The sequence below is a fragment of the Azospirillum brasilense genome, assembly GCF_007827815.1.
Classification (GTDB): domain Bacteria; phylum Pseudomonadota; class Alphaproteobacteria; order Azospirillales; family Azospirillaceae; genus Azospirillum; species Azospirillum brasilense_C.
Genome location: NZ_VITH01000014.1, coordinates 1 through 23,511, shown reverse-complemented (window position 1 = coordinate 23,511; position 23,511 = coordinate 1). Strand labels below are relative to the sequence as shown.

At 68.9% G+C, this 23,511-nt stretch carries 16 protein-coding genes; 10 read left to right on the top strand and 6 right to left on the bottom strand.

Annotation, left to right across the window (positions count from 1 at the left end):
- Positions 1–50: 50 nt before the first annotated feature.
- The 3 genes from FBZ83_RS24365 to FBZ83_RS24355 all read right to left on the bottom strand — a co-directional run bounded on the left by FBZ83_RS24365 (position 51) and on the right by FBZ83_RS24355 (position 4,624).
- The gene (locus FBZ83_RS24365; RefSeq protein WP_145689410.1) at positions 51–2,816 is read right to left on the bottom strand and encodes a hybrid sensor histidine kinase/response regulator; all 2,766 of its coding nucleotides are present in this window, start codon (positions 2,814–2,816) and stop codon (positions 51–53) included.
- 173 nt (positions 2,817–2,989) lie between these two features.
- The gene (locus FBZ83_RS24360; protein WP_145689306.1) at positions 2,990–3,682 is read right to left on the bottom strand and encodes a TetR/AcrR family transcriptional regulator; all 693 of its coding nucleotides are present in this window, start codon (positions 3,680–3,682) and stop codon (positions 2,990–2,992) included.
- A 231-nt stretch (positions 3,683–3,913) separates the two neighbouring features.
- The gene (locus FBZ83_RS24355; protein WP_145689305.1) at positions 3,914–4,624 is read right to left on the bottom strand and encodes a TetR/AcrR family transcriptional regulator; all 711 of its coding nucleotides are present in this window, start codon (positions 4,622–4,624) and stop codon (positions 3,914–3,916) included.
- Positions 4,625–4,833: 209 nt separating this feature from the next.
- Between FBZ83_RS24355 and FBZ83_RS24350 the strand changes: the two genes are divergently transcribed.
- Both FBZ83_RS24350 and FBZ83_RS24345 read left to right on the top strand, forming a co-directional pair.
- The gene (locus tag FBZ83_RS24350) at positions 4,834–6,018 is read left to right on the top strand and encodes an efflux RND transporter periplasmic adaptor subunit (protein ID WP_145689304.1); all 1,185 of its coding nucleotides are present in this window, start codon (positions 4,834–4,836) and stop codon (positions 6,016–6,018) included.
- Between the two features lie 16 nt (positions 6,019–6,034).
- Positions 6,035–9,187 (top strand): efflux RND transporter permease subunit, encoded by a 3,153-nt coding sequence (locus FBZ83_RS24345; protein ID WP_145689303.1) that lies wholly within the window; start codon positions 6,035–6,037, stop codon positions 9,185–9,187.
- A gap of 156 nt (positions 9,188–9,343) precedes the next feature.
- Here FBZ83_RS24345 and FBZ83_RS24340 read toward each other — a convergent pair whose 3' ends face one another.
- A complete protein-coding gene (locus tag FBZ83_RS24340) occupies positions 9,344–10,180 on the bottom strand; it encodes a MurR/RpiR family transcriptional regulator (RefSeq protein WP_145689302.1) in 837 nt (278 codons plus the stop codon).
- A gap of 372 nt (positions 10,181–10,552) precedes the next feature.
- Here FBZ83_RS24340 and pflB point away from each other — a divergent pair, with 372 nt between their 5' ends.
- The 4 genes from pflB to FBZ83_RS24320 all read left to right on the top strand — a co-directional run bounded on the left by pflB (position 10,553) and on the right by FBZ83_RS24320 (position 17,233).
- The gene (pflB, locus tag FBZ83_RS24335) at positions 10,553–12,835 is read left to right on the top strand and encodes a formate C-acetyltransferase (protein ID WP_145689301.1); all 2,283 of its coding nucleotides are present in this window, start codon (positions 10,553–10,555) and stop codon (positions 12,833–12,835) included.
- A gap of 193 nt (positions 12,836–13,028) precedes the next feature.
- Entirely contained in the window at positions 13,029–14,306 is a 1,278-nt protein-coding gene (gene eno / locus FBZ83_RS24330; protein ID WP_145689300.1) for a phosphopyruvate hydratase, read from the top strand.
- A 211-nt stretch (positions 14,307–14,517) separates the two neighbouring features.
- Positions 14,518–16,005, top strand: coding sequence for a bifunctional enoyl-CoA hydratase/phosphate acetyltransferase (locus FBZ83_RS24325; RefSeq protein ID WP_145689299.1), 1,488 nt, complete (start codon positions 14,518–14,520; stop codon positions 16,003–16,005).
- Positions 16,006–16,015: 10 nt separating this feature from the next.
- Positions 16,016–17,233, top strand: coding sequence for an acetate/propionate family kinase (locus FBZ83_RS24320; RefSeq protein WP_145689298.1), 1,218 nt, complete (start codon positions 16,016–16,018; stop codon positions 17,231–17,233).
- Positions 17,234–17,242: 9 nt separating this feature from the next.
- Here the strand turns inward: FBZ83_RS24320 and FBZ83_RS24315 are convergent, their stop codons facing one another.
- Complete coding sequence (locus tag FBZ83_RS24315) at positions 17,243–18,010, bottom strand: alpha/beta fold hydrolase (RefSeq protein WP_247888455.1); 768 nt, start codon at positions 18,008–18,010, stop codon at positions 17,243–17,245.
- 283 nt (positions 18,011–18,293) lie between these two features.
- Positions 18,294–18,890 carry a PDC sensor domain-containing protein gene (locus FBZ83_RS24310; protein WP_145689296.1) on the bottom strand — a complete coding sequence of 199 codons (597 nt, stop codon included), beginning with the start codon at positions 18,888–18,890 and terminating at the stop codon, positions 18,294–18,296.
- 262 nt (positions 18,891–19,152) lie between these two features.
- On the opposite strand from FBZ83_RS24310, the gene FBZ83_RS24300 reads away from it, so the two are divergent.
- From FBZ83_RS24300 to FBZ83_RS24285, 4 genes are all read left to right on the top strand, one after another.
- Positions 19,153–19,848 (top strand): GntR family transcriptional regulator, encoded by a 696-nt coding sequence (locus FBZ83_RS24300; protein WP_247888454.1) that lies wholly within the window; start codon positions 19,153–19,155, stop codon positions 19,846–19,848.
- 22 nt (positions 19,849–19,870) lie between these two features.
- Positions 19,871–21,355 carry a mannitol dehydrogenase family protein gene (locus tag FBZ83_RS24295; RefSeq protein WP_145689293.1) on the top strand — a complete coding sequence of 495 codons (1,485 nt, stop codon included), beginning with the start codon at positions 19,871–19,873 and terminating at the stop codon, positions 21,353–21,355.
- Positions 21,356–21,426: 71 nt separating this feature from the next.
- Complete coding sequence (gene uxuA, locus FBZ83_RS24290; protein WP_145689291.1) at positions 21,427–22,623, top strand: mannonate dehydratase; 1,197 nt, start codon at positions 21,427–21,429, stop codon at positions 22,621–22,623.
- Between the two features lie 434 nt (positions 22,624–23,057).
- Entirely contained in the window at positions 23,058–23,252 is a 195-nt protein-coding gene (locus FBZ83_RS24285) for a hypothetical protein (protein ID WP_145689290.1), read from the top strand.
- The last annotated feature ends 259 nt before the right edge of the window (positions 23,253–23,511 follow it).

Sequence of the window (23,511 nt, the reverse complement as noted above, 5' to 3'; positions counted from 1 at the left end):
CCGGTTGTTGGAAGAGCTGGTCGTCGGAAGATTCGGCCCGCTGCGCACCGTCACGCGGCGGTGCCGGTCTGGCGGGTCAGCGCTTCCTGCAGCAGGCGGGCGGTGACCGGCTTGAACATCAGGCCGATCCCGTGCCGTTCGGCCTCCTGCATCACGTCGGGGCCGGAATCGCCGGTCAGCAGGACGGCGGGGACCGGTGCGCCGGCCAGTTCGCGGATCTTCAGGATGGCTTCGGTGCCCACCTTGTGCTCGCGCAGCCGGTAGTCGGCGACCATCACGTCGGGCCGCCGCCCGGCTGCCCGCAGCCGCTCCAGCGCCTCCTCGGTGGAGGAGGCGACGATGGTGTCGTAGCCCCAGTCCTGGAAGATCGAGCGCAGCCCCATCAGGACGATGGCGTCGTCGTCGATCAGGACGGCCAGCCGCCCGCGCTCCGGCACACGGGCCGGGGGAGACGGGGCCGGGCTGTCCACGGCCTCGCCGAGGGGGACGGAGATGCGGAACACCGACCCCTTGCCGAGTTCGGAGCGCACCTCCACCGGATGGCCGAGCAGCGCCGACAGCTTCTGCACGATGGCGAGGCCGAGGCCGAGCCCCTGGTTGCGGTCCCGCTCGGGGTTGCCGACCTGATAGAACTCCTCGAAGATCCAGGACATCTGCTCGCCGGAAATGCCGATCCCGGTGTCGCGCACCTGGATGCCGGCGTGGCCGTCCAGGGGGTGGCACTCCAGGCGGATCACCCCGCGCTCGGTGTAGCGGATGGCGTTCTCCACCAGATTGCGCACCATGCGCCCCAGCAGGTTGCGGTCGCTGCGCACGGTCAGGTCGTGATGGTTCACCACCTGGAGATCGAGACCCTTGGCGGCGGCGACCGGGGCGTAGGAGGAGCCGATGTCGTCGAGCAGCGGCTTGACCGCGATGTCCTCGATCCGCGGCTCGATCACCCCGGCGTCGAGCTGCGAGACGTCGAGCAGGCTGTCGAGCAGGCCCTTCAGCGTCTCCATCCCGCGCTCCAGCATCGCCAGGGCGTCGCGCCCGCGCGGGGAATGGACGTGGCTGTGCAGCGCCTCGGCGAAGAAGAACATGGACTGCATGGGCTGGCGCAGGTCGTGGCTGGCGGCCGCCAGGAAGCGGCTCTTGGAACGGTCGGCCTGCTCCGCCGCATCGCGCGCCATGCGGCTGTCGTGCACGTCCACCGCGGTGCCCACCCAGGCGATGATCTGATCGTTCTGGCGCATCGGGTTGATCCGGCAGACGTGCCAGCGGTAGGTCCCGTCATGGCGCTGCATGCGCACGTCGAAGCCGTAGGATTCGCCCGCGGCGATGCCGCGCTCGCGGCTGTCGAGCAGCCGGGGATAGTCGGCGGGGTGGATGTAGGACCAGCGCTCGCCCTGCTCCAGGCTGCGCCCGGTGTAGGAGCGCCAAGCGGCGTTGTAGTATTCCCGCCCGCCGTCCGGCCGGTTGATCCACATCATCACCGGCGTGTTCTCGACCAGCTCGCGGAACCGGGTCTCGCTCCGCCGCAGGGCCTCCTCGCCGGCCTTGCGCTCGGTGAGGTCGGTCAGGGTGACGACGGCCAGCGTGATGCAGCCGTCGGGGTCGCGCACCGGCTCGGCGTCGGCCAGACAGGTGATCGGGCCGGCGGGGGTGTCGCGGCGCAGCTCCTGCTGCCGCACCACCGCGCCATCGCGCAGGGCGCGGACCAGCGGCAGCTCCGCGGACGTCTCCGAAGACCTGTCCGCGACGCTGGTGAAGGGGCGGGGATAGTCCTCGACGCGGTCGATCCGGCCCAGGGGCTGGCCGATCAGCCGTTCCGCCGCGCTGTTGTGCAGGATCACCCGCCCGGTGGGCGCCTCGGCCACCACCACGCCGGCGCGCAGATGCTCCAGCACCGCCTTCAGCAACGACCGCTCCGTCTCGCGCTGGCGGGTCAGGCGCCCGATGGCCCAGGCGGTGCCGGTCAGGGTGAGCAGCAGGATGAGCGAGAAGGGGAACCAGGACCACAGCGCGGCCACGTCGACGCTGCGCAGCGCGGCGGCCCGGTCGATCCCCACGGCGATGGCGAGACCGCTTCCGTTGGCGCCGGGCGGGGAATAGGCGGTGACGCGGGGCCTCCCGTCCAGCCCCTCGGTCAGCGCCGTTGCCGTCTCCGTGCCGCTGAGAAGAAGGCCGAGCCGCTCGGGAAGCGGTTGGCCGACGATTCCCTGGAGGTCCGGCACCCGGACGAGGACGGTGCCGCCGCGGTCGGCCAGCAGGACCGTCACGTTCGGCGGCAGCGGCTTGCGCGCCTGATACTGGCGCAGCCAATCGAGATCGAGCAGCGCCGTGACGACGGCCGGTCCGGTTTGATCTCCCTGGCCACCCCCGCGGGCGTAGGGCAGGGCGAAGGGCAGGGCGCGGCGGCGCGGCCCCTCGGTGGCGACATACTCCCCCACGGAAAAGAGGCCGGAGGCTAGGGCCTGCCGGATCTGCGGCTGGTCGGCGCTGCCGGTCCCGACGCTGCGCCGGTCGGTGGAGCACAGGATGATTCCGGTCCGGTCGGCGAAGCCCAGCGTCAGATAGCTGGGCAGGCGCTGGCGCAGCCGTTCCATGGTGTCCTGGCAGCCGGAGCCGGCAATGTTCGCCTCCGCCAGCGTGGCCAGGATGTGTTCGATGTCGTCGACGATCCGCTGCTGTTCGGTCTGGATCAGGTCGAGCAGGCGCACCGCCTCCTGGCCGAGTTCGGCCTCGCGCTCCACCCGCAGCCGGGTGTGGGAATAGACCTCGAACCCGATCAGCGGGGCCAGGGTGAAGACGAGCAGCAGAAGCCAGCGAACCATGGACACGATCGACCGTCCCGGCCCGGGGGCCGTTGGGATGAGGGAAACGATCGTGTGAACCCTAACATACTGAAGTATGTTGCAACGCCTGTCCTTCGGTCCTAACGCTTTCCTGTGCCCGGCCGTGCGACCCTCGGCCCAAGGTCAGTGCTCCACCATCGGGCGGGAGCCTGTTAGGAAGGGTCCGGACGCCCGTTTGGAAGGGGGCGGGCGCCCGCCAGGAAGAGGGCAACGGCGCGTCCGACGTAACGCTCCACCTCCTCCAACGAGAGGGACTGGTCCGGCAGGATCAGGCGGCGCAGCAGGATGTTTCCGGTGATCATGCCGATGAAGCCGCGGGCGGCGGTCTCCGGCTCCGCGACGGACAGGGTGCCGGCGGCGGTCTGCCGCGCCAGATAATTGGCCAGCCGCCGCTGGGCGGTTTCCGGGCCGATGCGGAAGAAGGCTTCGGCGATGTCGGGGATGCGCCCGCCCTCCGACACCAGCACGCGGATGATGGCCATGGTGCGGTCGTCGAACAGCGCCGCGACGATGTGCAGGGCGAAGCGGGTCAGCCCGTCCTCGGGTGCGGCCCGTTCGTCGGCCTGGATGGCGGCGAGCCCCTCCTGGATGCGGGCGCTGTTCTCCTCCATCATCGCGCGGAACAGCCCCTCCTTGTCGCCGAAATGCTCGTAGAGGGTGGCGCGCGAGCCGCCGGCCCGGCCGATGATGTCGGTCAGCGTGGTCTTCTCGAAGCCCTTCTCCACGAACAGCGCCGCCGCCGCGTCGAGCAGGGCCTGCCGGCGCGCCCGGCCGCGTGGGCCGATGGTGGGTGCGTCCTTGTCCGTTGTCCTGTCCGTCAATTCCCTGGCGTTTCCCCGGTCCATCGGTTTTTTCCTTGCGCTGGCGGCCCTCGCCCCCTCCCTAACCCTCCCCCGCTTCGCAGGGGAGGGGACTGCCGCCGCTTCGCGGAAGGCACCCTCTCCCGCGAAGCGGGGGAGGGCCGGGGTGGGGGCAACGCCACAGCAAGCGCGCGCATCGTCGCGGGAGCTATGGCCTTTGCCGCCCCCGCTGGCAAGACGGCAATACGCCGCTCTCCCCACACTCACCGTCCACGGTCAGGGCCGCGTCCCTGCGAGGAACAACCGCACGGACTGACGGACGTAACGCTCCAATTCCTCCATCGAGACGGGTTCGTCCGGAAGGATCAGCCGCTTGGTCAGCAGGTCGCCGACCACCATGCCGATGAAGGCGTGGGCGGCTCCCTCCGGATCGTCGATGCGCAGGCGCCCCGCCTCGGACCACTCGCGGAAGCAATCGGCGAGCCAGCCGATGGTCTTCTCCGGGCCGACCTGGAAAAAGGCCCGGGCGATGTCGGGGATGCGCCCGCCTTCCGACACCAGGATGCGCAGGATGGCGGTGGTTTCCGGCATGGTCAGCGTGCCGGCGATGTGCAGGCCGACGCGGTACAGATTCTCCTCCAGCCCCTCGGCCATCGCCGCCGGCCCGGCGGCGCGCGTGGCCGACATCTCCTCCAGCACGCGGTCGCAGTGGCGCTCCATCACCGCGCGGAACAGCCCCTCCTTGTCGCCGAAATGCTCGTAGAGCGTGGTGCGCGACCCGCCGGCCTGCCGCAGGATGTCGGACAGCGAGGTCAGCGCGAATCCCTTCTCCACGAACAGCGCCGCCGCGGCGTCGAGCAGCGCCCGGCAGCGCGCTTGGCCGCGCGGGCCGCAGCCGGGCGTGTCGAAGCTGTTGATGCCGAGGCTGGCGATTCCGGCGCCGGCGATTCCGCCCTGAAACGGTGTGGATGCCCCCTTGTCGGGCATTGCGGTTCCCCCTTGCGCGAACGGTCGTTCTGAATGTATCGTCCGGTACAGTGTACTGTATGAGACAGTACGAATAAAGGGGTCATTTCGCACCGTCCGCGCGCACCGGCCTTTTCCGCCGGTCCCGAAAAAAGCCGGGCGGAACGTGGAAGATTCCTGGCTCATTAGGACATTTCATCGCCGCATCACGGCGTTTTCACGAGGAACGGATGTTCAACAGGAACGCATTTCTGTCTCTTGCCGTGGCGGCCTCCCTGACCGTGGTGCTGGGTGCCTGCCAGGACAAGAAGCACGCTGCCGGGGGCCAGCCGGCGCCCGGTCCGGCGGAGGTCGCGGTGGCGACCATCCAGCCGCAGAGCCTGTCCGTCACCACCGAGCTGCCCGGCCGCACCGCGGCCTTCCGCGTGGCGGAGATCCGCCCGCAGGTCAGCGGCATCGTGCTGAAGCGCTTCTTCACCGAGGGGGGCGACGTCAAGGCGGGCGACCAGCTCTACCAGATCGACCCGGCCACCTACGAGGCCAACCTCGCCGTCGCCCAGGCCGACATCCAGAAGGCGGAGGCCAACCTGCAGGCCGCCCGCAACAAGGCCGGCCGCTACAACGACCTCGTCAAGAACAGCGTCGTCAGCAAGCAGGACTACGACGACGCCATGGCCGCGCTGAAGCAGAACGAGGCGCAGCTCGCCGCTGCCAAGGCCGCCTACAATCTGGCGCGCATCAACCTGGACTACACCAAGGTCTTCGCCCCCATCTCCGGCCGCATCGGCAAGTCCGCCGTGACGGAAGGCGCGCTGGTCACCGCCAACCAGGCGACGGCGCTCGCCACTGTCCAGCAGCTCGACCCGATCTATGTGGACGTGACCCAGACCGCCTCGCAGCTCATGCAGCTCCGCCATGACATGGAGAGCGGCCGCATCCGCCCGGCCGAGCCCGGAAAAATTCCTGTCTCGCTGTTCCTGCACGCGGCGGAGGCCCCCTATCCCCAGCGCGGCGAGCTTCAGTTCTCCGACGTGTCGGTCGATCCGGGCACCAGCTCGGTCCAGCTCCGCGCGGTCTTCCCGAACCCGAACCAGGAGCTGCTGCCCGGCCTGTTCGTGCGCGCCCGCGTCGAGCAGGGCGTCGCCGAGAACGCGCTCGCCGTGCCGCAGGAGGCGGTGCAGCGCGGTCCGGACGGCTCGGCCCGCGTCTGGGTCGTCGGCGACGACAACAAGGTCAACCCGCGCACCATCAAGACCGAGCGGGCGATCAACAACGCCTGGCTGGTCTCCGACGGGCTGAAGGCGGGTGAACGCATCGTGGTCGAGGGGCTGCAGAAGGTGAAGCCGGGGGGCGAGGTCAAGCCGGTCCCGGCCCAGGCCGCCGTGGCGGCCCTGCCCGGACCGCAGGCGCGCTGAGACCGAGGACCGATCCATGTCGAAATTCTTCATCGACCGGCCCGTCTTCGCCTGGGTCATCGCCATCGTCATCATGCTGGCGGGCGGTCTGGCCATCCTTGGCCTGCCCGTCGAGCAGTACCCGAAGATCGCCCCGCCGACGGTGTCCATCACCGCCAGCTACCCCGGCGCGTCCGCGAAGACGCTGGAGGACACGGTCACCCAGGTCATCGAGCAGAAGATGACCGGGCTCGACCATTTCCGCTACATGTCCTCGAACAGCGATTCGTCGGGCAACGTCACCATCACCCTGACCTTCGAGCCGGAGGCCAACCCGGACATCGCCCAGGTCCAGGTGCAGAACAAGCTCCAGCTCGCCGTGCCGCTCCTGCCGCAGGAGGTGCAGCAGCGCGGCCTCCAGGTGTCGAAGGCCGGCAACGACTTCCTGATGGTCGCCGGCTTCGTGTCCAGCGACGGGCGGCTGAGCCAGGGCGACATCGCCGACTATGTGGCCTCCAACCTCCAGGACACGATCAGCCGCGTCGAGGGCGTGGGCGACATCACCGTGTTCGGCCCGCAGCACGCCATGCGGATCTGGCTGGACCCCGACGCGCTGAACAGCCACCAGCTGACCACCATCGACGTCACCAACGCCATCAAGGCGGAGAACGCGCAGGTCTCGGCCGGCCAGCTCGGCGGCGCCCCGGCGGTGCCCGGCCAGCGCATCAACGCCACCATCATGGCGCAGTCGCGCATGCAGACGCCGGAAGAGTTCGGCGCCATCCTGCTGCGCGTCAATCCCGACGGCGGCCAGGTGCGGCTGCGCGACGTCGCACGGATCGAGGTCGGGCAGGAAACCTACGAGATCACCGCCCGCTACAACGGCAAGCCGGCGGCGGGCCTGGGCGTCAAGCTGGCGACCGGGGCCAACGCGCTGGACACCGCGGCGGCCGTGAAGGCGCGCATCGCCGAGCTGTCGGCCTTCTTCCCCGAAGGGCTGGAGGTCATCTACCCCTACGACACGACGCCCTTCGTCGAGCTGTCGATCCACGAGGTCGTCAAGACGCTGATCGAGGCGATCATCCTCGTCTTCGCCGTGATGTACCTGTTCCTGCAGAACTTCCGGGCGACGCTGATCCCGACCATCGCGGTCCCCGTGGTGCTTCTCGGCACCTTCGGCGTGCTGTCGCTGTTCGGCTTCTCGATCAACACGCTGACCATGTTCGGCATGGTGCTGGCCATCGGCCTGCTGGTCGACGACGCCATCGTGGTGGTGGAGAACGTCGAGCGCGTGATGAGCGAGGACGGGCTGCCCCCGCGCGAGGCGACCCGCAAGTCGATGGGCCAGATCACCGGCGCGCTGATCGGCATCGCGCTGGTGCTGTCCGCCGTGTTCGTTCCCATGGCCTTCTTCGGCGGCTCCGCCGGCGCCATCTACCGTCAGTTCTCGTTGACCATCGTGTCGGCGATGGCGCTGTCGGTGCTGGTCGCCCTGGTGCTGACCCCGGCGCTCTGCGCGACCATCCTGAAGCCGGTGGCGAAGGGCCACGGCCACGCCAAGCGCGGTTTCTTCGGCCTGTTCAACCGCGGCTTCGACGCCAGCAGCCGCGTCTATCTGCGCGGCGTGCGCGGGGCGGTGTCGCGGCTCGGGCGCTACGGCCTCGCCTATGCGCTGATCGTCGGCGGCCTGGCCTACCTGTTCCTCCAGATGCCCTCCTCCTTCCTGCCGCAGGAGGACCGCGGAACGATGTTCGTGCTGTGGTCGGCCCCGCCGAACGCCAGCATCGAGCGCACGATAGAGACCACCAAGCAGGTCGAGACCTATTTCCTGGAGCAGGAGAAGGACAGCGTCGAGGGCCTGTTCACAATCGCCGGCTTCAACTTCGCGGGCCGCGGCCAGAACGCCGGCATGGCCTTCGTCCGGCTGCGCGACTGGAGCGAGCGCGAGTCCGCCGACCGCAAGCCGACGGCCATCGCCGGCCGCGCCATGGGCGCCCTGTCGAAGGCCAAGGACGCGGTGGTCTTCGCCTTCATGCCGCCCTCGGTTCCGGGGCTCGGCAACGCCACCGGCTTCGACCTCCAGCTGGTGGACCGCGGCGGCGTCGGGCACGACCGGCTGATGCAGGCGCGCAACCAGCTTCTGGGCCTCGCGGCGCAGAACGCCAAGCTGGTCGGCGTCCGCCCGAACGGCCTGGAGGACACGCCGCAGTTCAAGCTGACGGTGGACCGCGAGAAGGCCAGCGCGCTCGGCCTGTCGCTGACCGACGTCAACACGACCCTGACGGCGGCCTGGGGCTCCTCCTACGTCAACGACTTCATCGACCGGGGGCGTGTGAAGCGCGTCTATCTCCAGGCGGACGCCCCCTACCGCATGCAGCCGAGCGACGTCGACCGTTGGTACGTGCGCAACGCCATGGGGCAGATGGTGCCCTTCTCCGCCTTCACCACGGCGCAATGGACCTACGGGTCGCCGAAGCTGGAGCGGTACAACGGCATGTCGTCGCTCAACATCCAGGGCTCCGCGGCGCCGGGCATCAGTTCCGGCGAGGCGATGCAGGAGATGGAGGCGATGATGGCCAAGCTGCCGCCGGGCGTCGGCTATGAATGGACCGGCCTGTCCTACGAGGAGCGGCTGAGCGGGTCGCAGGCGCCGGCGCTCTACGCCCTGTCCATGCTGATCGTCTTCCTCTGCCTGGCCGCGCTCTACGAGAGCTGGTCAGTGCCGGTGTCGGTCATCCTGGTGGTGCCGCTGGGCGTCATCGGCGCCGTGCTGGCCGCCACGCTGCGCGGCCTGCCCAGCGACGTCTACTTCCAGGTGGGCCTGCTGACGACCATCGGCCTGTCGGCGAAGAACGCCATCCTGATCGTGGAATTCGCCAAGGCGCTCTACGACGAGGGCATGGAGCTGAAGGACGCCGCCATCGAGGCGTGCCGCCAGCGCCTGCGCCCGATCATCATGACCTCGCTGGCCTTCGTGCTGGGCGTGCTGCCGCTGGCGACCAGCAGCGGCGCCGGTTCGGAAAGCCAGAACGCCATCGGCGTCGGCGTGATGGGCGGCATGATCTCCGCCACCGTGCTGGCGATCCTCTTCGTCCCGGTCTTCTTCGTCGCGGTCTACCGTCTGTTCGGCAGCAAGCGCGCCGGCGCCCACCCCCTGCAGGGTGCCGAGCCGATGCACGCCGGCGACTGACGGTTCGGCTGCGGCTGGAAGCGGAAGGCCCGGTCCCGGAAACGGGGCCGGGCTTTTTGCTGCGCGGGTGCCTTTTGCGTGGGGGGCTGCGGCAGAACGGCACAGGACGCGCGGCACCCGGCGGGGCGGCTTGCCCTCAAACTAATATACTAGTATTTATTGCTCGCGAGGGTGGCGGCTGAGCGCCTGCTTGTGACGTTCCAGCCGCTCTCGCAGGGCGTCGCCTTTGCGCAGCGCCACGGCAATCGACAGTATGTCGCCGAGGACCAGATGGCTGATGCGCGACGTCATGGGCGAGTGAATGTCGAAGTCTTCCGCGACGTCGGCGAGCAGGCTGACCGTGGCGAGCTGCGCCAGCGGCGAGCCGGAGCGGGTGATGGCGACGACCGTTGCCCCGGACGACAGCGCGTTCTGCACGGCCTCCAGCATGTCGCGGGTGCCGCCCGAGCTGGACACGGCGACCACCGCGTCGCCGGGGGCGAGCGACAGGGCCGACACGAAATAGACGTGGGCGTCGCTGTAGGCGACGGTGGGGATGCCCAGCCGGAAGAAGCGGCGCTGGATGTCCTGCGCCACCGTGCCGGAGTTGCCGGAGCCGTAGAACTCGATTCGCCGCGCCCCGGCCAGCAGGTCGGCGGCGCGGTCCACCGATTCCGCCGACAGGTTGTTGCGCACCTGCATGAGCGTCGCCAGGGTGCGGTCGAACACCTTTCCCGCGATGCCCGCCGCGCGGTCGCCCGGGCTGACCTCCTGGTCGATGAAGGGCATGCCGGCGGCGATGTCCTGGGCCAGCTTGATCTTGAACTCGCGGAAGCCGCTGCAGCCCAGCGCCCCGCAGAAGCGGGCGATGGTCGGCTCGCTGACCCCGGCGCGCTCGGCCATGTCGGCCATCGACAGGGTGATGACCTCGCCCGGCTGGGCCAGCACACAGTCCGCCAGCTTCCGTTCCGAAGGACGGAGCCCGTCGCGCACCGCCATGATCCTCGCCAGCATCGGCCTGTTCCCCCGTTCCGTCCGTCCGCCACTGTAGCACGGATAGTAAAACTACATCGTGCGATAGAAGGGCGCTCTCCCCCGCGCTGTTCCACAGGGCGGAACCGCCGACGATGCGGCGTTCCGTCACAGTGACTTCATCAAAGAACGTGGAAAATCAACCGCTTTTGCCTTGCGCGCCTCGCCGATCCGGTTTATGTAGCAAAACTACAGAATGACTTTTGGCCCTGCCGGCTTCACAGCCCGTTGCCACACCGCAGCACCCGCCCCGCGCGGGGTCCGGCGGTCTTCCGACCCCTCCGCTGGGGGGCCTCCAGGGTCGATCAGCGACGCGGCGCGTGCCGCCCAGACGCCTTTTCGTGAGGAGACATCATGGACACCCTGCTGAGAGACGGACTCGTCGAGACCCCGGAACAGCAAGCCGAGCGCCCCTGGCGCCGCTTCATTCCGGGCGTCTGGCAGCAAGAGGTCAACGTCCGCGACTTCATCGTCCGCAACGTCCACCCCTACGCCGGGGACCAGCGCTTCCTGACCGGCCCGACCGAACGGACCCGGGCGCTGTGGGACAAGGTCACCGCCCTGCTGAAGGAGGAGCGTGCGGCCAAGGGCGGCGTGCTCGACGCCGACACGGAGGTCTTCGGCGCGATCACCGCTCACGCGCCGGGCTACATCGACCGGGAGCTTGAACTCGTCGTCGGGCTGCAGACGGACAAGCCGCTGAAGCGCGCGATCATGCCCTTCGGCGGCTGGCGGATGGTCAAGAACGGGCTGGAAGCCTACGGCTTCAAACCCTCGCCCAAGCTGGAGGAGGTCTTCCCCGGCCTGCGCAAGTCGCACAACGACGGCGTCTTCGACGTCTACACCGACGAGATGCTGCGCTGCCGCAAGTCGGGCGTCATCACCGGCCTGCCCGACGCCTACGGCCGTGGGCGCATCATCGGCGACTACCGCCGGCTGGCGCTCTACGGCGCGACCTTCCTGATCGAGGACAAGAAGGCGCAGTACAAGAGCCTGGAAGTCGACCGCATCGACGAGCACACGCTGCGCCTGCGCGAGGAGATCACCGAGCAGATCAAGGCGCTGAAGGAACTGGCCGCCATGGCCAAGTCCTACGGCTTCGACGTGTCGCGCCCGGCGGCCAACGCCCGCGAGGCGGTGCAGTGGACCTATCTGGCCTATCTGGCCGCGGTGAAGGAGGCCAACGGGGCGGCCATGTCGCTCGGCCGTGTGTCGAGCTTCCTCGACGTCTACGTCGAGCGCGACCTGCGCGACGGATTGCTGAGCGAGGAGGAGGCGCAGGAGCTGATCGACCAGTTCGTGACCAAGCTGCGCATCGTCCGCTTCCTGCGCACGCCGGAATACGACCAGCTGTTCTCGGGCGACCCGACCTGGGTCACGGAATGCATCGGCGGCATGGCGCTCGACGGGCGCACGCTGGTCACCAAGAACAGCTTCCGCATGCTCCAGACCTTGAACAACCTCGGGCCCGCTCCGGAGCCGAACCTGACCGTTCTGTGGTCGGAAAGCCTGCCGGAGGGCTTCAAGAAATTCTGCGCGGAGACGTCGATCAAGACCTGCTCGGTGCAGTACGAGAACGACGACCTGATGCGGCCCTACTGGGGCGACGACTACGGCATCGCCTGCTGCGTCTCGGCCATGCGCATCGGCAAGCAGATGCAGTTCTTCGGCGCCCGCGCCAACCTCGCCAAGACGCTGCTCTACGCCATCAACGGCGGCCGCGACGAGGTGTCGGGCGAGCAGGTCGGCCCGGCCTTCGCGCCGATCACCGGCGACGTGCTCGACCACGACACGGTGGTCGCCCGCCTGCTGCCGATGATGGAGTGGCTGGCGCGCGCCTACATGAACACGCTCAACGCCATCCACTTCATGCATGACAAGTACATGTACGAGCGGCTGGAGATGGCGCTGCACGACCGCGACGTGCTGCGCACCATGGCCTGCGGCATCGCCGGTCTGAGCGTCGTCGCGGACAGCCTGTCGGCGATCAAGCACGCCACGGTCAAGGTGGTCCGCGACGAGCGTGGCCTCGCCACCGACTTCGTCATCGAGGGCGACTACCCGGCCTTCGGCAACAACGACGACCGGGTCGACGGCATCGCGGTGTGGCTGGTCGAGACCTTCATGGATCTGCTGCGCAAGCAGAAGGCCTACCGCGACGCGGTGCCGACGCAGTCGGTGCTGACGATCACGTCGAACGTGGTCTACGGCAAGAAGACGGGCAACACGCCGGACGGTCGCAAGGCCGGCCAGCCCTTCGCGCCGGGGGCCAACCCGATGCACGGGCGCGACCGCAAGGGGGCCATCGCCTCGATGGCGTCGGTGGCCAAGCTGCCCTACGCCCACGCCCAGGACGGCATCAGCTACACCTTCACCATCGTGCCCGGCGCGCTGGGCCCTACCGAGGGTGAGCGGGTGGCCAATCTGGTGGGCATGCTGGACGGCTATTTCGGCCAGGGCGGCCACCACATCAACGTGAACGTCTTCGACCGCGAGACGCTGCTGCACGCCATGGACCATCCGGAGCTGTACCCGCAGCTGACCATCCGGGTGTCGGGCTACGCGGTGAACTTCATCAAGCTGACCCGCGAGCAGCAGATGGACGTCATCAGCCGCACCTTCCATGGGGCGCATTGAAGCGTAGCAGAGCTGTTGAGTTGGGGCGTATTGCCCCCTCCCTAGCCCTCCCCCGCTGACGCAGGGGAGGGGATGAACTCCCTCTCCCGCCCAGCGGGGGAGGGAAGGGGCCCGCGAAGCGGGAAGGGTGGGGGCTCCGCTGCGACCACCTCCCCAAAAAATCCACCCTCCAGATCAAGGTCCACACCCCGCCATGAGCGCCATCACCGAAATCCACGCCCGCGAGATCCTCGACAGCCGTGGGAACCCGACCGTCGAGGTGGACGTCCGGCTCGAATCCGGCGCCTTCGGCCGCGCCGCCGTCCCGTCGGGCGCCTCGACCGGCGCGCACGAGGCGGTGGAGCTGCGCGACGGCGACAAGTCTCGCTACGGCGGCAAGGGCGTGCTGAAGGCCGTGGAATCGGTCAACGGCGAGATCTTCGACGCCATCGCCGGCCTCGACGGCTCCAACCAGCGCGCCCTCGACCTCGCCATGATCGAACTGGACGGCACCCCCAACAAGGGCCGCCTCGGCGCCAACGCCATCCTCGGCGTCTCGCTCGCCGTCGCCAAGGCCTCGGCGGAAGAGGCGGCCCTGCCGCTGTTCCGCTACGTCGGCGGCGCCTTCGCCAACCTGCTGCCGGTGCCGATGATGAACATCATCAACGGCGGCGCCCACGCCGACAACCCGATCGACATCCAGGAGTTCATGGTCATGCCGGTCGGCGCCGAGACCGGCGCCGAGGCCATCCGCATGGGCTCGGAGATCTTCCAGGCGCTCAAGAAGAAGCTCAAGGACGCCGGCCACAACACCAACGTCGGCGACGAGGGCGGCTTCGCCCCCAACCTCGCCTCGACCGAGGATGCTCTGGGCTTCATCATGAAGGCCATCGAGTCCGCCGGCTACAAGCCGGGCGACGACGTCATGCTGGCGATCGACGCCGCCTCGACCGAGTTCTTCAAGAACGGCAAATACGAGCTGGCCGGCGAGGGCAAGTCGCTGGCGTCGGAGCAGATGGTGGCCTACTGGGCCGATCTGGTCGGCCGCTACCCGATCATCTCGATCGAGGACGGCATGGCCGAGGACGACTGGGAGGGCTGGAAGGCGCTGACCGACGCCATCGGCAACAAGGTGCAGCTGGTCGGCGACGACCTGTTCGTGACCAACCCGGCGCGTCTGGCGGACGGCATCAAGAAGGGCGTGGGCAACTCGATCCTGGTCAAGGTCAACCAGATCGGCACGCTGTCGGAGACGCTGGAAGCCGTCGACATGGCGCACAAGGCCGGCTACACGGCGGTCATGTCGCACCGCTCGGGCGAGACCGAGGACAGCACCATCGCCGATCTGGCGGTCGCCACCAACTGCGGCCAGATCAAGACCGGCTCGCTGTCGCGCTCCGACCGGCTGGCCAAGTACAACCAGCTGATCCGCATCGAGGAGATGCTCGGCGCAGCATCCCGCTTCGCCGGACGCGGCATCCTCAAGGCGTAACGGTCCAAGGGAAGGCGGCTGCGGCAAAGTGTCCGGTGATGCCGGATTTGCTGCGCCGCACCGCCTCTTGCGCTAATATATCAGTACACAAAAAGACGCTCACAGAAGAAGACGGCAAGACGCGCTTCCCCTTTCAGCAAGGCGCGCGCCGGGAGGGATCGGCTGAAACGGGCAGCATCATGCCTATTTCTCTCATCCGGAGTGTTCTGCAATGACTGCCAATGGTGAAACCAGCGGCGACCTTCCTGTGGTGCCGACCGAGGCGGCCCCGATCGAGAACGTCACCTTCGACGAGATCGTGGTCGGGCAGTCCGCCAGCATCGCGCGGCAACTGACCGTGATGGACGTCGAGCTGTTCGCCACCGTCTCCGGCAACATCGATCCGGTTCATCTGGACGCGAAATTCGCCGCCGACAGCCGCTTTCAAAAGGTGATCGGCCATGGCATGTGGTCCGGCGCGCTGATTTCCGGCGTTCTGGGGACCCGGCTGCCCGGCGCCGGCACCGTCTACGCCGGCCAGGACCTGCGCTTCCGCCGTCCGGTCGGGCTGGGCGACGTCATCACCGCCACCGTCACCGTGCGCGAGAAGCAGGCCGACACGAACATCGTCGTCTTCGACTGCCTGTGCACCAACCAGGACGGCGAGGTCGTGGTGACCGGGACTGCCGAGGTGGTGGCACCGACCCGCAAGGTCCGCCGCGCCGCCCACGCGCTGCCGCAGATCCAGATGATCCGCCACGACAAGCACGACGCGCTGCTGCGCAAGTGCGACGGGCTGGAGCCGGTCGCCACGGCGGTCGCCCATCCCTGCGACGAAAGCTCGCTGAAGGGCGCGGTGGAGGCGGCGGAAGCCGGCCTGATCGACCCCATCCTGATCGGCCCGGCGGCGAAGATCCGCGCGCTGGCCGCCGCCCACGGGCTGGACATCGCCCGCTACCGTCTGGTCGACGTCGAACACAGCCACGCCGCCGCCGCGGCGGCCGTCGCGCTGGCCCGCACCGGCGAGGCCGAGGCGGTGATGAAGGGCAGCCTGCACACCGACGAGCTGATGGCCGAGGTCGTCCGCAAGGAGACCGGCCTGCGCACCAGCCGCCGCATCAGCCACGTCTTCGTGATGAACGTGCCGACCTACCCGCGGGCGCTGCTGATCACCGACGCGGCGATCAACATCTACCCGACGCTGGAGGACAAGGTCCACATCGTCCAGAACGCCATCGACCTCGCCAAGGTCCTGGGTGTCGAGACGCCGCGCGTCGCCATCCTGTCGGCGGTCGAAACGCTCAACCCGAAGATCGCCACCACGCTGGAAGCCGCCGCACTCTGCAAGATGGCCGACCGCGGCCAGATCACCGGCGGCGTCCTCGACGGCCCGCTGGCCTTCGACAACGCCATCAGCGCCGAGGCCGCGCGCATCAAGGGCATCACGTCCCCCGTCTCCGGACAGGCCGACATCCTGCTCGTCCCCGACCTGGAGGCCGGCAACATGCTGGCCAAGCAGCTCTCCTTCCTCGCCAACGCCGACGCGGCGGGCATCGTTCTCGGCGCGCGGGTCCCGGTCATCCTGACCAGCCGCGCCGACAACGTCCGCACCCGCCTCGCCTCCTGCGCCGTGGCGGCGCTGGTGGCCGCCGCGCGCCGTCCCGCCCTCGCGCTCAACGCCGTTGCCGCTCCCCTGGCTGCCCCCCTGGCCGCGGAGTGAGGATCACACCATGTCGCACCGTGACGCCTGTCTCGTCATCAACGCGGGCTCCTCCAGCCTGAAATTCTCCGTCTTCTGCGGCGCCGGAAGGAGCGATCTGGAGGCCGTCCTGACCGGCCAGATCTCCGGCATCGGCACCGCCCCGCGCTTCGAGGCCAAGGACGCGGCCCGCCACGTCCTGGCCGACGGCCTCCTGGATGAGGTCGGCCCCGGCGACCGCGCCGGGCTGCTCGGCTTCCTGCTGACCTGGATGCGGCACGAGCTTCGGGACGTGCGGCTGGTCGCCGCCGGCCACCGCGTCGTGCATGGCGGCACCCGCTTCGACGCGCCGGTCCGGCTGACCCCGGCGGTGCTGGCGGAGCTGGAGGCCCTGGTGCCGCTGGCCCCGCTGCACCAGCCGCACAACATCGCGGCGATGACCGCGCTGGCCGAGGTCTATCCGGAACTGCCGCAGGTCGCCTGCTTCGACACCGCTTTCCACAGCACGCGGCCCTGGCAGGCCCAGATGTTCGCCCTGCCGCGCGAGCTGACCGACGAGGGCGTGCGCCGCTACGGCTTTCACGGCCTGTCCTACGAGTACATCGCCCAGCGCCTGCCGCAGATCGCGCCGGAGCTGGCCGAGGCCCGCGTCGTCGTCTGCCATCTCGGCAGCGGGTCCAGCCTGTGCGGCATGCGCGCTGGCCGCAGCGTCGACACCACCATGGGCTTCACCGCCCTGGACGGCCTGCCCATGGGCACGCGCCCCGGTTCCATCGACCCCGGCGTGCTGATCTATCTGATGCGCGAGAAGGGCATGGGACCCGACGAGCTGGAGCGGCTGCTCTACCACAAGTCCGGCCTGCTCGGCGTCTCCGGCGTCTCCAACGACATGCGCGCCCTGCTGGACAGCGAGAATCCGCAGGCGGCGGAGGCCGTGGAGCTGTTCTGCTTCCAGGTCGCCAAGCAGGCGGCGGGGCTGGCCGCTTCCATGGGCGGGCTGGACGCGGTGGTCTTCACCGCCGGCGTCGGCGAGAACTCCGCCCCGGTGCGGGCGCGGGTGGCGGAGAAGCTGGGCTGGCTCGGCGTCCACATCGACGGGGCGGCGAACCGCGCCCGCGCCACGCGCATCTCGGCCGCCGACAGCCGCGTCCCGGTCTTCGTCATCCCCACCGACGAAGAGCGGATGATCGCCAGCCACACGCTGGGCATCCTGGCGCACAGCGCGATGCTGTCGCCCCTGGCGGCCTGAGCGGACGCGTCAAAGCCCGTTCAGGAAGCTCCGGATCGCGTCGACGACGAGCGTTTCCTGTTCGCGGTGCGGCACATGGCCGGTGTCGGGGAGAAGCTTCGCGACTCCCCGCACGGCCGCGATGCGTTCGGGGTGGGCGCTGGACCCGTACTCGTCGCGGTCGCCGTGCAGGGCCAGAACCGGGCAGCGCACCGCCGCCAGGGCATGGTCCAGGGTCCAGTCGGCGAAGGCGGGCGACAGCCACGTCTCCGTCCAGGCATCCAGCACCCAGCGGGCCTTGTCGCCGTGATAGCGCGCCAGCCGCGCGGCGTTGGCGGGGTCCTGGAAATCGCGCTTGGCGTCGCGGATGCCGGCGAGGGTCCTCTCTTCCACGAAAGCCTGAGCGGCGATGGTGACGAGGGCGCGGCACCGCTCCGGAAAGCGCGCCGCCGTCTCGACCGCCATGCCGCCCCCGACGCTGTGCCCGCAGGCGACGAACGCCGTCACGCCGAGCTGGTCGCACAGCGGCGGAAGGCTGTCCCGCGCCTCGGCGGCGACGAAGTCCAACGCAAGCCGCCCCGGATGGGCGTCGGAGCGTCCAAAGCCGAGCCGGTCGTAGGCGATGACGCGGCGGTTCGTCCCGGTGGCCAGCCGCTGCGGGAAGCTGCGCCACAAGTCCACGCTGCCGAGGGAGTCATGGAACAGGATGATCGGCGCGGCGCCGGCGGCATCCGGCGTCCAGCTTTTGGCGAAGAGGGCGCCCTCGGCGGTCCGGATCCACCATTCGGCCTCGGTCACGGGGGCTTGGTTTTGTGTCGGCATGGCGGGGGGCGTTGCGGTCCAGGGGACATCCGTTATGCCGTGAAGTTCCGCCGAACACCCGCGGAAAGCTGTCGAAGCCGCCTTTGCGCCAGCAGGCTCCCGCCCGCAAGGGCGGGCGGAAGGCTTGTCGCGCCCGGCTTTCCGCCCATTGCCAGGAGGCCCATGGCCATGAAAGGGCAACCTTGACCGCAGGACGGGCCCTGTCCCGACGGGGGAGGGGGCCTGTCCTGCGCGATTGCGCCGGTCCGATGGCGCGTCGTCAGTTGCCGAGCTTGTTGGTGTCGAGCACGATCATCGCCACGCCGATCTTTTCCTTGCTGGCCGGATCGAGCACGGGAACGCTGACCTCGGTCAGCATGGCGTTCGTCTCGGCGTCCTTCTCCGGATCGGTCATGTAGAGGTCGGAGCCGTTGCTGTAGACCTTCTGCCACTTCGGCTCGTCGCCCTGCCAATAGTCGGAGGTGCCGCCGGTCTGGGCGACGTTCAGGCCACGGTTGTCCATCAGCAGGATCTCGACGATCCGGCCGTTGCTCTTGTCCGTCACCTCCTTCAGGCGCTTGGTGACGGGGTTCGCTGCGATCTTGTCATAGGTGGGGTTGGCGGACTTGGCTTTGGCAGCGGCTTTCCAGTCGTTGTCCATGGCGTCGATCTTGGCCTGATCGAGGCCCTTGTGGGCGGTGTTCTGGGCCTTGACGGCGTCGACGACCGCCGGATCGGCGAGCCAGGGCTGGGCCTGCGGGCTTACCGTCTTGCGGACATTGGCTTCCAGGGCGGGGTCGGCGGCGTAGGCCGGCAGGGTGCCGAGCGTTGCCAGAACCGCCGCGGTGGAGAGCAGCAGGGAAAAGCGTTTGGACATCGATTCCTCCCATGAATGGTTCGCCCGCTGGCTGCCTTGCCGGCCTGTGCTCCGCGGGCTCCAGACCATAGGTCCCGCATCATCCCGGTGGTCAGGGGATTGCGCAATTTATTCCGTTTAGCGGAAAATTGACCATACCAACCATAATTGCCCTTGGACCAATTGCCTGCAAATCGCGCTTGTCCGTACGGCCCGCACTGCACCTCTTGTCAGGCGCTGTTCGTGATGGCATACTAGTATGCAAGTTGACGCGATGGACGCCATGACCGACACGCCGACCTCCGCCGCCCCCACCGACATCCGCGGCCCCCGCCTGCACGGGGTCTATGAGGCGTTGCGCGCCGCCGTGCTGTCGGGGGAGATCCGCCCCGGCGAGGGGATTTCGGAAACCCGCGTTGCCGCCCGCTACGGCGTTAGCCGCACCCCGGTGCGCGAGGCCTTCCGCCGGCTGGCCGACGAGGGGTTCCTGCGCATCGTGCCGCAGGTTGGCACCTTCGTGGCGCCGATCCAGCTCGGCGCGGTGTCGGACAGCCAGTTCATCCGCGAGACCCTGGAATGCCGGACCGTGCGTCTGGCCGCCGAGCGGGCGGAGGCGGCGGACGTCGCCGCGCTCACCCGGCTCCTCGACTCGCACCGCGCGGTGATGGCGCCCGACCGCCACGCCGAATTCTTCGCCCTCGACGAGGCCACCCACGCCGAACTGGCCCGCATCGCCGGGCGTCCGGCGGTGTGGGACCTGCTGGTCGCCGTCAAGGCCCAGCTCGACCGCGTGCGTTTCCTGTCGCTGCACAGCGAAGGCTGGGCGGCGAAGATCGTCGGCGAACACCAGAGCATCGTGGACCGTGTCGCCGCCCGCGACCCCGACGGGGCGGAGGAGGCCATGCGCGCCCACCTGCGCACCGTTTTCGCCGCGGTGGACGAGATCGCCCGAACCAACAGCCACTTTTTCGAGACCTGAAAGCCGTCATGCGGAGTGTTCCATGCGCCTGAGCCCCGACACGCTGCCCTCCCTGCGCCCCGGCGTGCAGCGTCCCGGCTATGACCGTGCCGCGCTGACCACCGGAATCGTCCATCTGGGCATCGGCGCCTTCCACCGCGCCCATCAGGCCGTCTACACCGACGCCGCCCTGGCCCGATCCTTCGGCCCCTGGGGGATCGCCGGGGTCAGCCTGCGCAGCCCCGACACGCGCGACGCGCTGGAGCCGCAGGACGGCCTCTACACCGTCGCCGTGCGCGACGCCGCCGGCGAGCGGCTGCGGGTGGTCGGCTCGGTCACCGGGCTGCTGGTCGCCCCGGAGGACCCCGCCGCTGTGCTGGAGCTGCTGACGCGCCCCTCCGTCCGCATCGTCACCCTGACCGTCACTGAGAAGGGCTATTGCCACGATCCGGCGACCGGCGCGCTGAACGAGGCCCACCCGGACATCGTCCACGACCTCGCCAACCCGGAACGCCCGCGCAGCGTGCCCGGCTTCCTGGTGGAGGCGCTGATCCGCCGCCGCGCCGCCGGGGTGGAGCCCTTCACGGTGCTGAGCTGCGACAACCTGCCGAGCAATGGCGATACCGCCGCGGGCCTGCTGCGCCGCTACGCCGAGCTGCGCGACCCCGCTCTGGGGACGTGGTTCGCCGGGAACGTCGCCTGCCCGAACAGCATGGTCGACCGCATCGTGCCGGCCACCACCGACGCCGACCGCGACCGCGTCTCGGACGGGCTTGGCCTGCGCGACGCCTGGCCGGTGGTCACCGAGCCGTTCAGCCAGTGGGTGATCGAGGACCGCTTCCCCACCGGACGCCCGGCCTGGGAGCTGGAGGGGGCGGAGCTGGTTCCCGACGTCCATCCCTATGAGACGATGAAGCTGCGCCTGCTGAACGGCAGCCACTCCACGCTCGCCTATCTCGGCTACCTCGCCGGCTACGAGACGGTGTCGGACACCATGGCCGACCCGGCCTTTGTCCGGCTGATCCGCGGCCTGATGGACGAGGAGGCCGGTCCGACGCTGCACATGCCGCCGGGCGCCGACCTCGGCCATTACAAGGACGCGCTGATCGAGCGCTTCTGCAATCCCGCCCTGCGCCACCGCACCTGGCAGATCGCCATGGACGGCACGCAGAAGCTGCCGCAGCGGCTGCTCGGCACCATCCGCGACCGGCTGGCCGCCGGGGCGCCGATCGACCGGCTGGCGCTGGGGGTGGCGGGCTGGATGCGCTACGTCTCCGGCACCGACGAGGCCGGCCGCCCCATCGACGTGCGCGACCCCATGGCCGCCAAGCTCGCCGAGCTGGCGGCGGAAGCGGGGCCGGACGCCGACCGTCTGGCGCCCGCCCTGTTCGGGCTGAGCGCCGTTTTCGGCGACGACCTGCCGCGCGATCCGCGCTTCACCGCCGCGGTGACCGACGCGCTGCGCCGCCTCTACGCCGAGGGCGCCCGCGCCGTCGTGCAATCGGTCGCGCCATCGGCGGCGGGCTGACGCGCCTCCTTCCACGAATCCCATCGAGACACGCCGGACTCGGCACAGCACTCTTCTTCAAGGAGCAGACCATGGAACAGACTTGGCGTTGGTTCGGCCCGGACGATGTGATCCGGCTCAACCACATCCGTCAGACCGGCGCCACCGGCATCGTTACCGCCCTGCACCAGATCCCCTACGGCGTGGTCTGGTCGGTCGAGGAGATCGAGGAGCGCAAGGCGATGATCGCCGCCGACCCCTCGCTCGGCCTGCGCTGGAGCGTGGTGGAAAGCCTGCCGATCCATGAGTCCATCAAGATCGGCGAGGGTGACCTGACCCCGCTGTTCGACAACTACCGCCAGTCGCTGCGCAACCTCGCGGCCTGCGGGGTGACGACGGTCTGCTACAACTTCATGCCGATCCTCGACTGGACCCGCACCGACCTCGCCGCGCCGGTGCCGGGCGGCGGCACGTCGCTGCGCTTCAACGCCTTCGAGCACGCCGCCTTCGACGTCTTCATGCTGGAGCGTCCGGGTGCGGAGGACGATCATTCCCCCGAGGTGCTGGCCCGCGCCCGCGCTTGGTTCGACAAGGCGTCGGAGGACGACAAGAAGCGGTTGCTCGCCAACATCATGGCCGGCCTGCCGGGCGCCTTCGACCGCTACGACATCCCGGGCCTGCGCAAGATGCTCGACCGCTACAAGGACATGAGCCACGGCGCGCTGCGCGAGACGCTGGCCCGCTTCCTGCGCGAGGTGATCCCGACGGCGGAGGAGGTCGGCATCCGCATGTGCATCCACCCCGACGACCCGCCGCGTCCGCTGATGGGGCTGCCGCGCATCGTCAGCAACGAGGACGATCTGGACTTCATCGTCAACGTCATCGATTCCGAGGCCAACGGCATCACCTTCTGCACCGGCTCGCTCGGCGCCGGAGCCAAGAACGACGTGCCGGCGATGATCAAGCGTTTCGCCCCGAAGGTCACCTTCGCCCATCTGCGCAACGTGAAGAAGGACCCCGACGGCTCCTTCCAGGAAGCCGAGCATCTCGGCGGCGATGTCGACATGGTGTCGGTCGTCACCACGCTCCTGGAGGAGCAGAAGCGCCGCAAGGACGCCGGCAACCCGAACTGGCGCATCCCCTTCCGTCCCGATCACGGGCACGAGCTGCTGGACGACGTCGGCAAGAAGACCCACCCTGGCTATCCGGCGATCGGCCGTTTGCGCGGTCTGGCGGAAATCCGCGGCGTGATGACCGCGGTGGCCTCGATGCGCCAGCTCCCGGTCTGATCCATTCTTGAGAGGAGGGGAGCGCCTCGGGTGGCGCTTCCCCCTTTCACAAGCGGGATGTGCCGCAGCGGGGTGTCCGGTGCGGCCTTCTCCGCCGGCTTGGCCGGCGTTGCCACCAGCCTGCGGCTTCGTGCCGCGCGTCCAAGCATACCGTCATGCCGCTCCGGGAAGGGTAGGGCGGGCAAAAGGTCGTTTGCATTCGAATAAAATCCGCCACAAGCGGCCTGGAAACGCTCCGTCTTCTTTTTCTCACACCCCTCAGGTTTATCCTGAGGCATGGTTTTTCCAACAATTTCCCATGCTTAGTGCCTTCGTCACTTTCTTTCGGCGGGCGAGCGAAAAGCTATGGCAAAAACATCACAATCAATTAAAATCAAGATCGTGGTGTCGACCCTTCGCGTGTCCGCACCCTGATGACAAGGGAAGTGATTGGGATGAGCAAACGTCAGAATCCGCGATACGCCGCAGCCATGCTTCTTCGCGTGGTCGCTGCGAACGGGCGCTGCGATGTTCGTCCGATCGATCAGGTGCCGAAGAGCGCCCAGGAGATCGAACTCGAACGCTTCCTGCACGATGGCTTCGCGCCCCAGCCGTCCTCTCGCCGGCGGGCCGTTTCCCTCCGCGCCTGATCCGAAGGGTCGCTTTCAGAAAAAATGCGGAGCGATGAAAAAAGCTCTTGCCGGGTTTGGCCGAGGCGCCTATAACCCGGCTCCCACGACGCCGGGGCCGCTGAGAAGCGCGACGGCGGAAGGGATCGGCAGGGATGCCGAAGACGAGACGAAGTAAAGTCGGTCGGCGCGAAAACAAAGGCTTGACAGACCGCTTCGGATCTTCTAGACAAAGCGCCCCGACGCGCCGCACCGAACTCCGGTAGCGCAGCGCGAGACG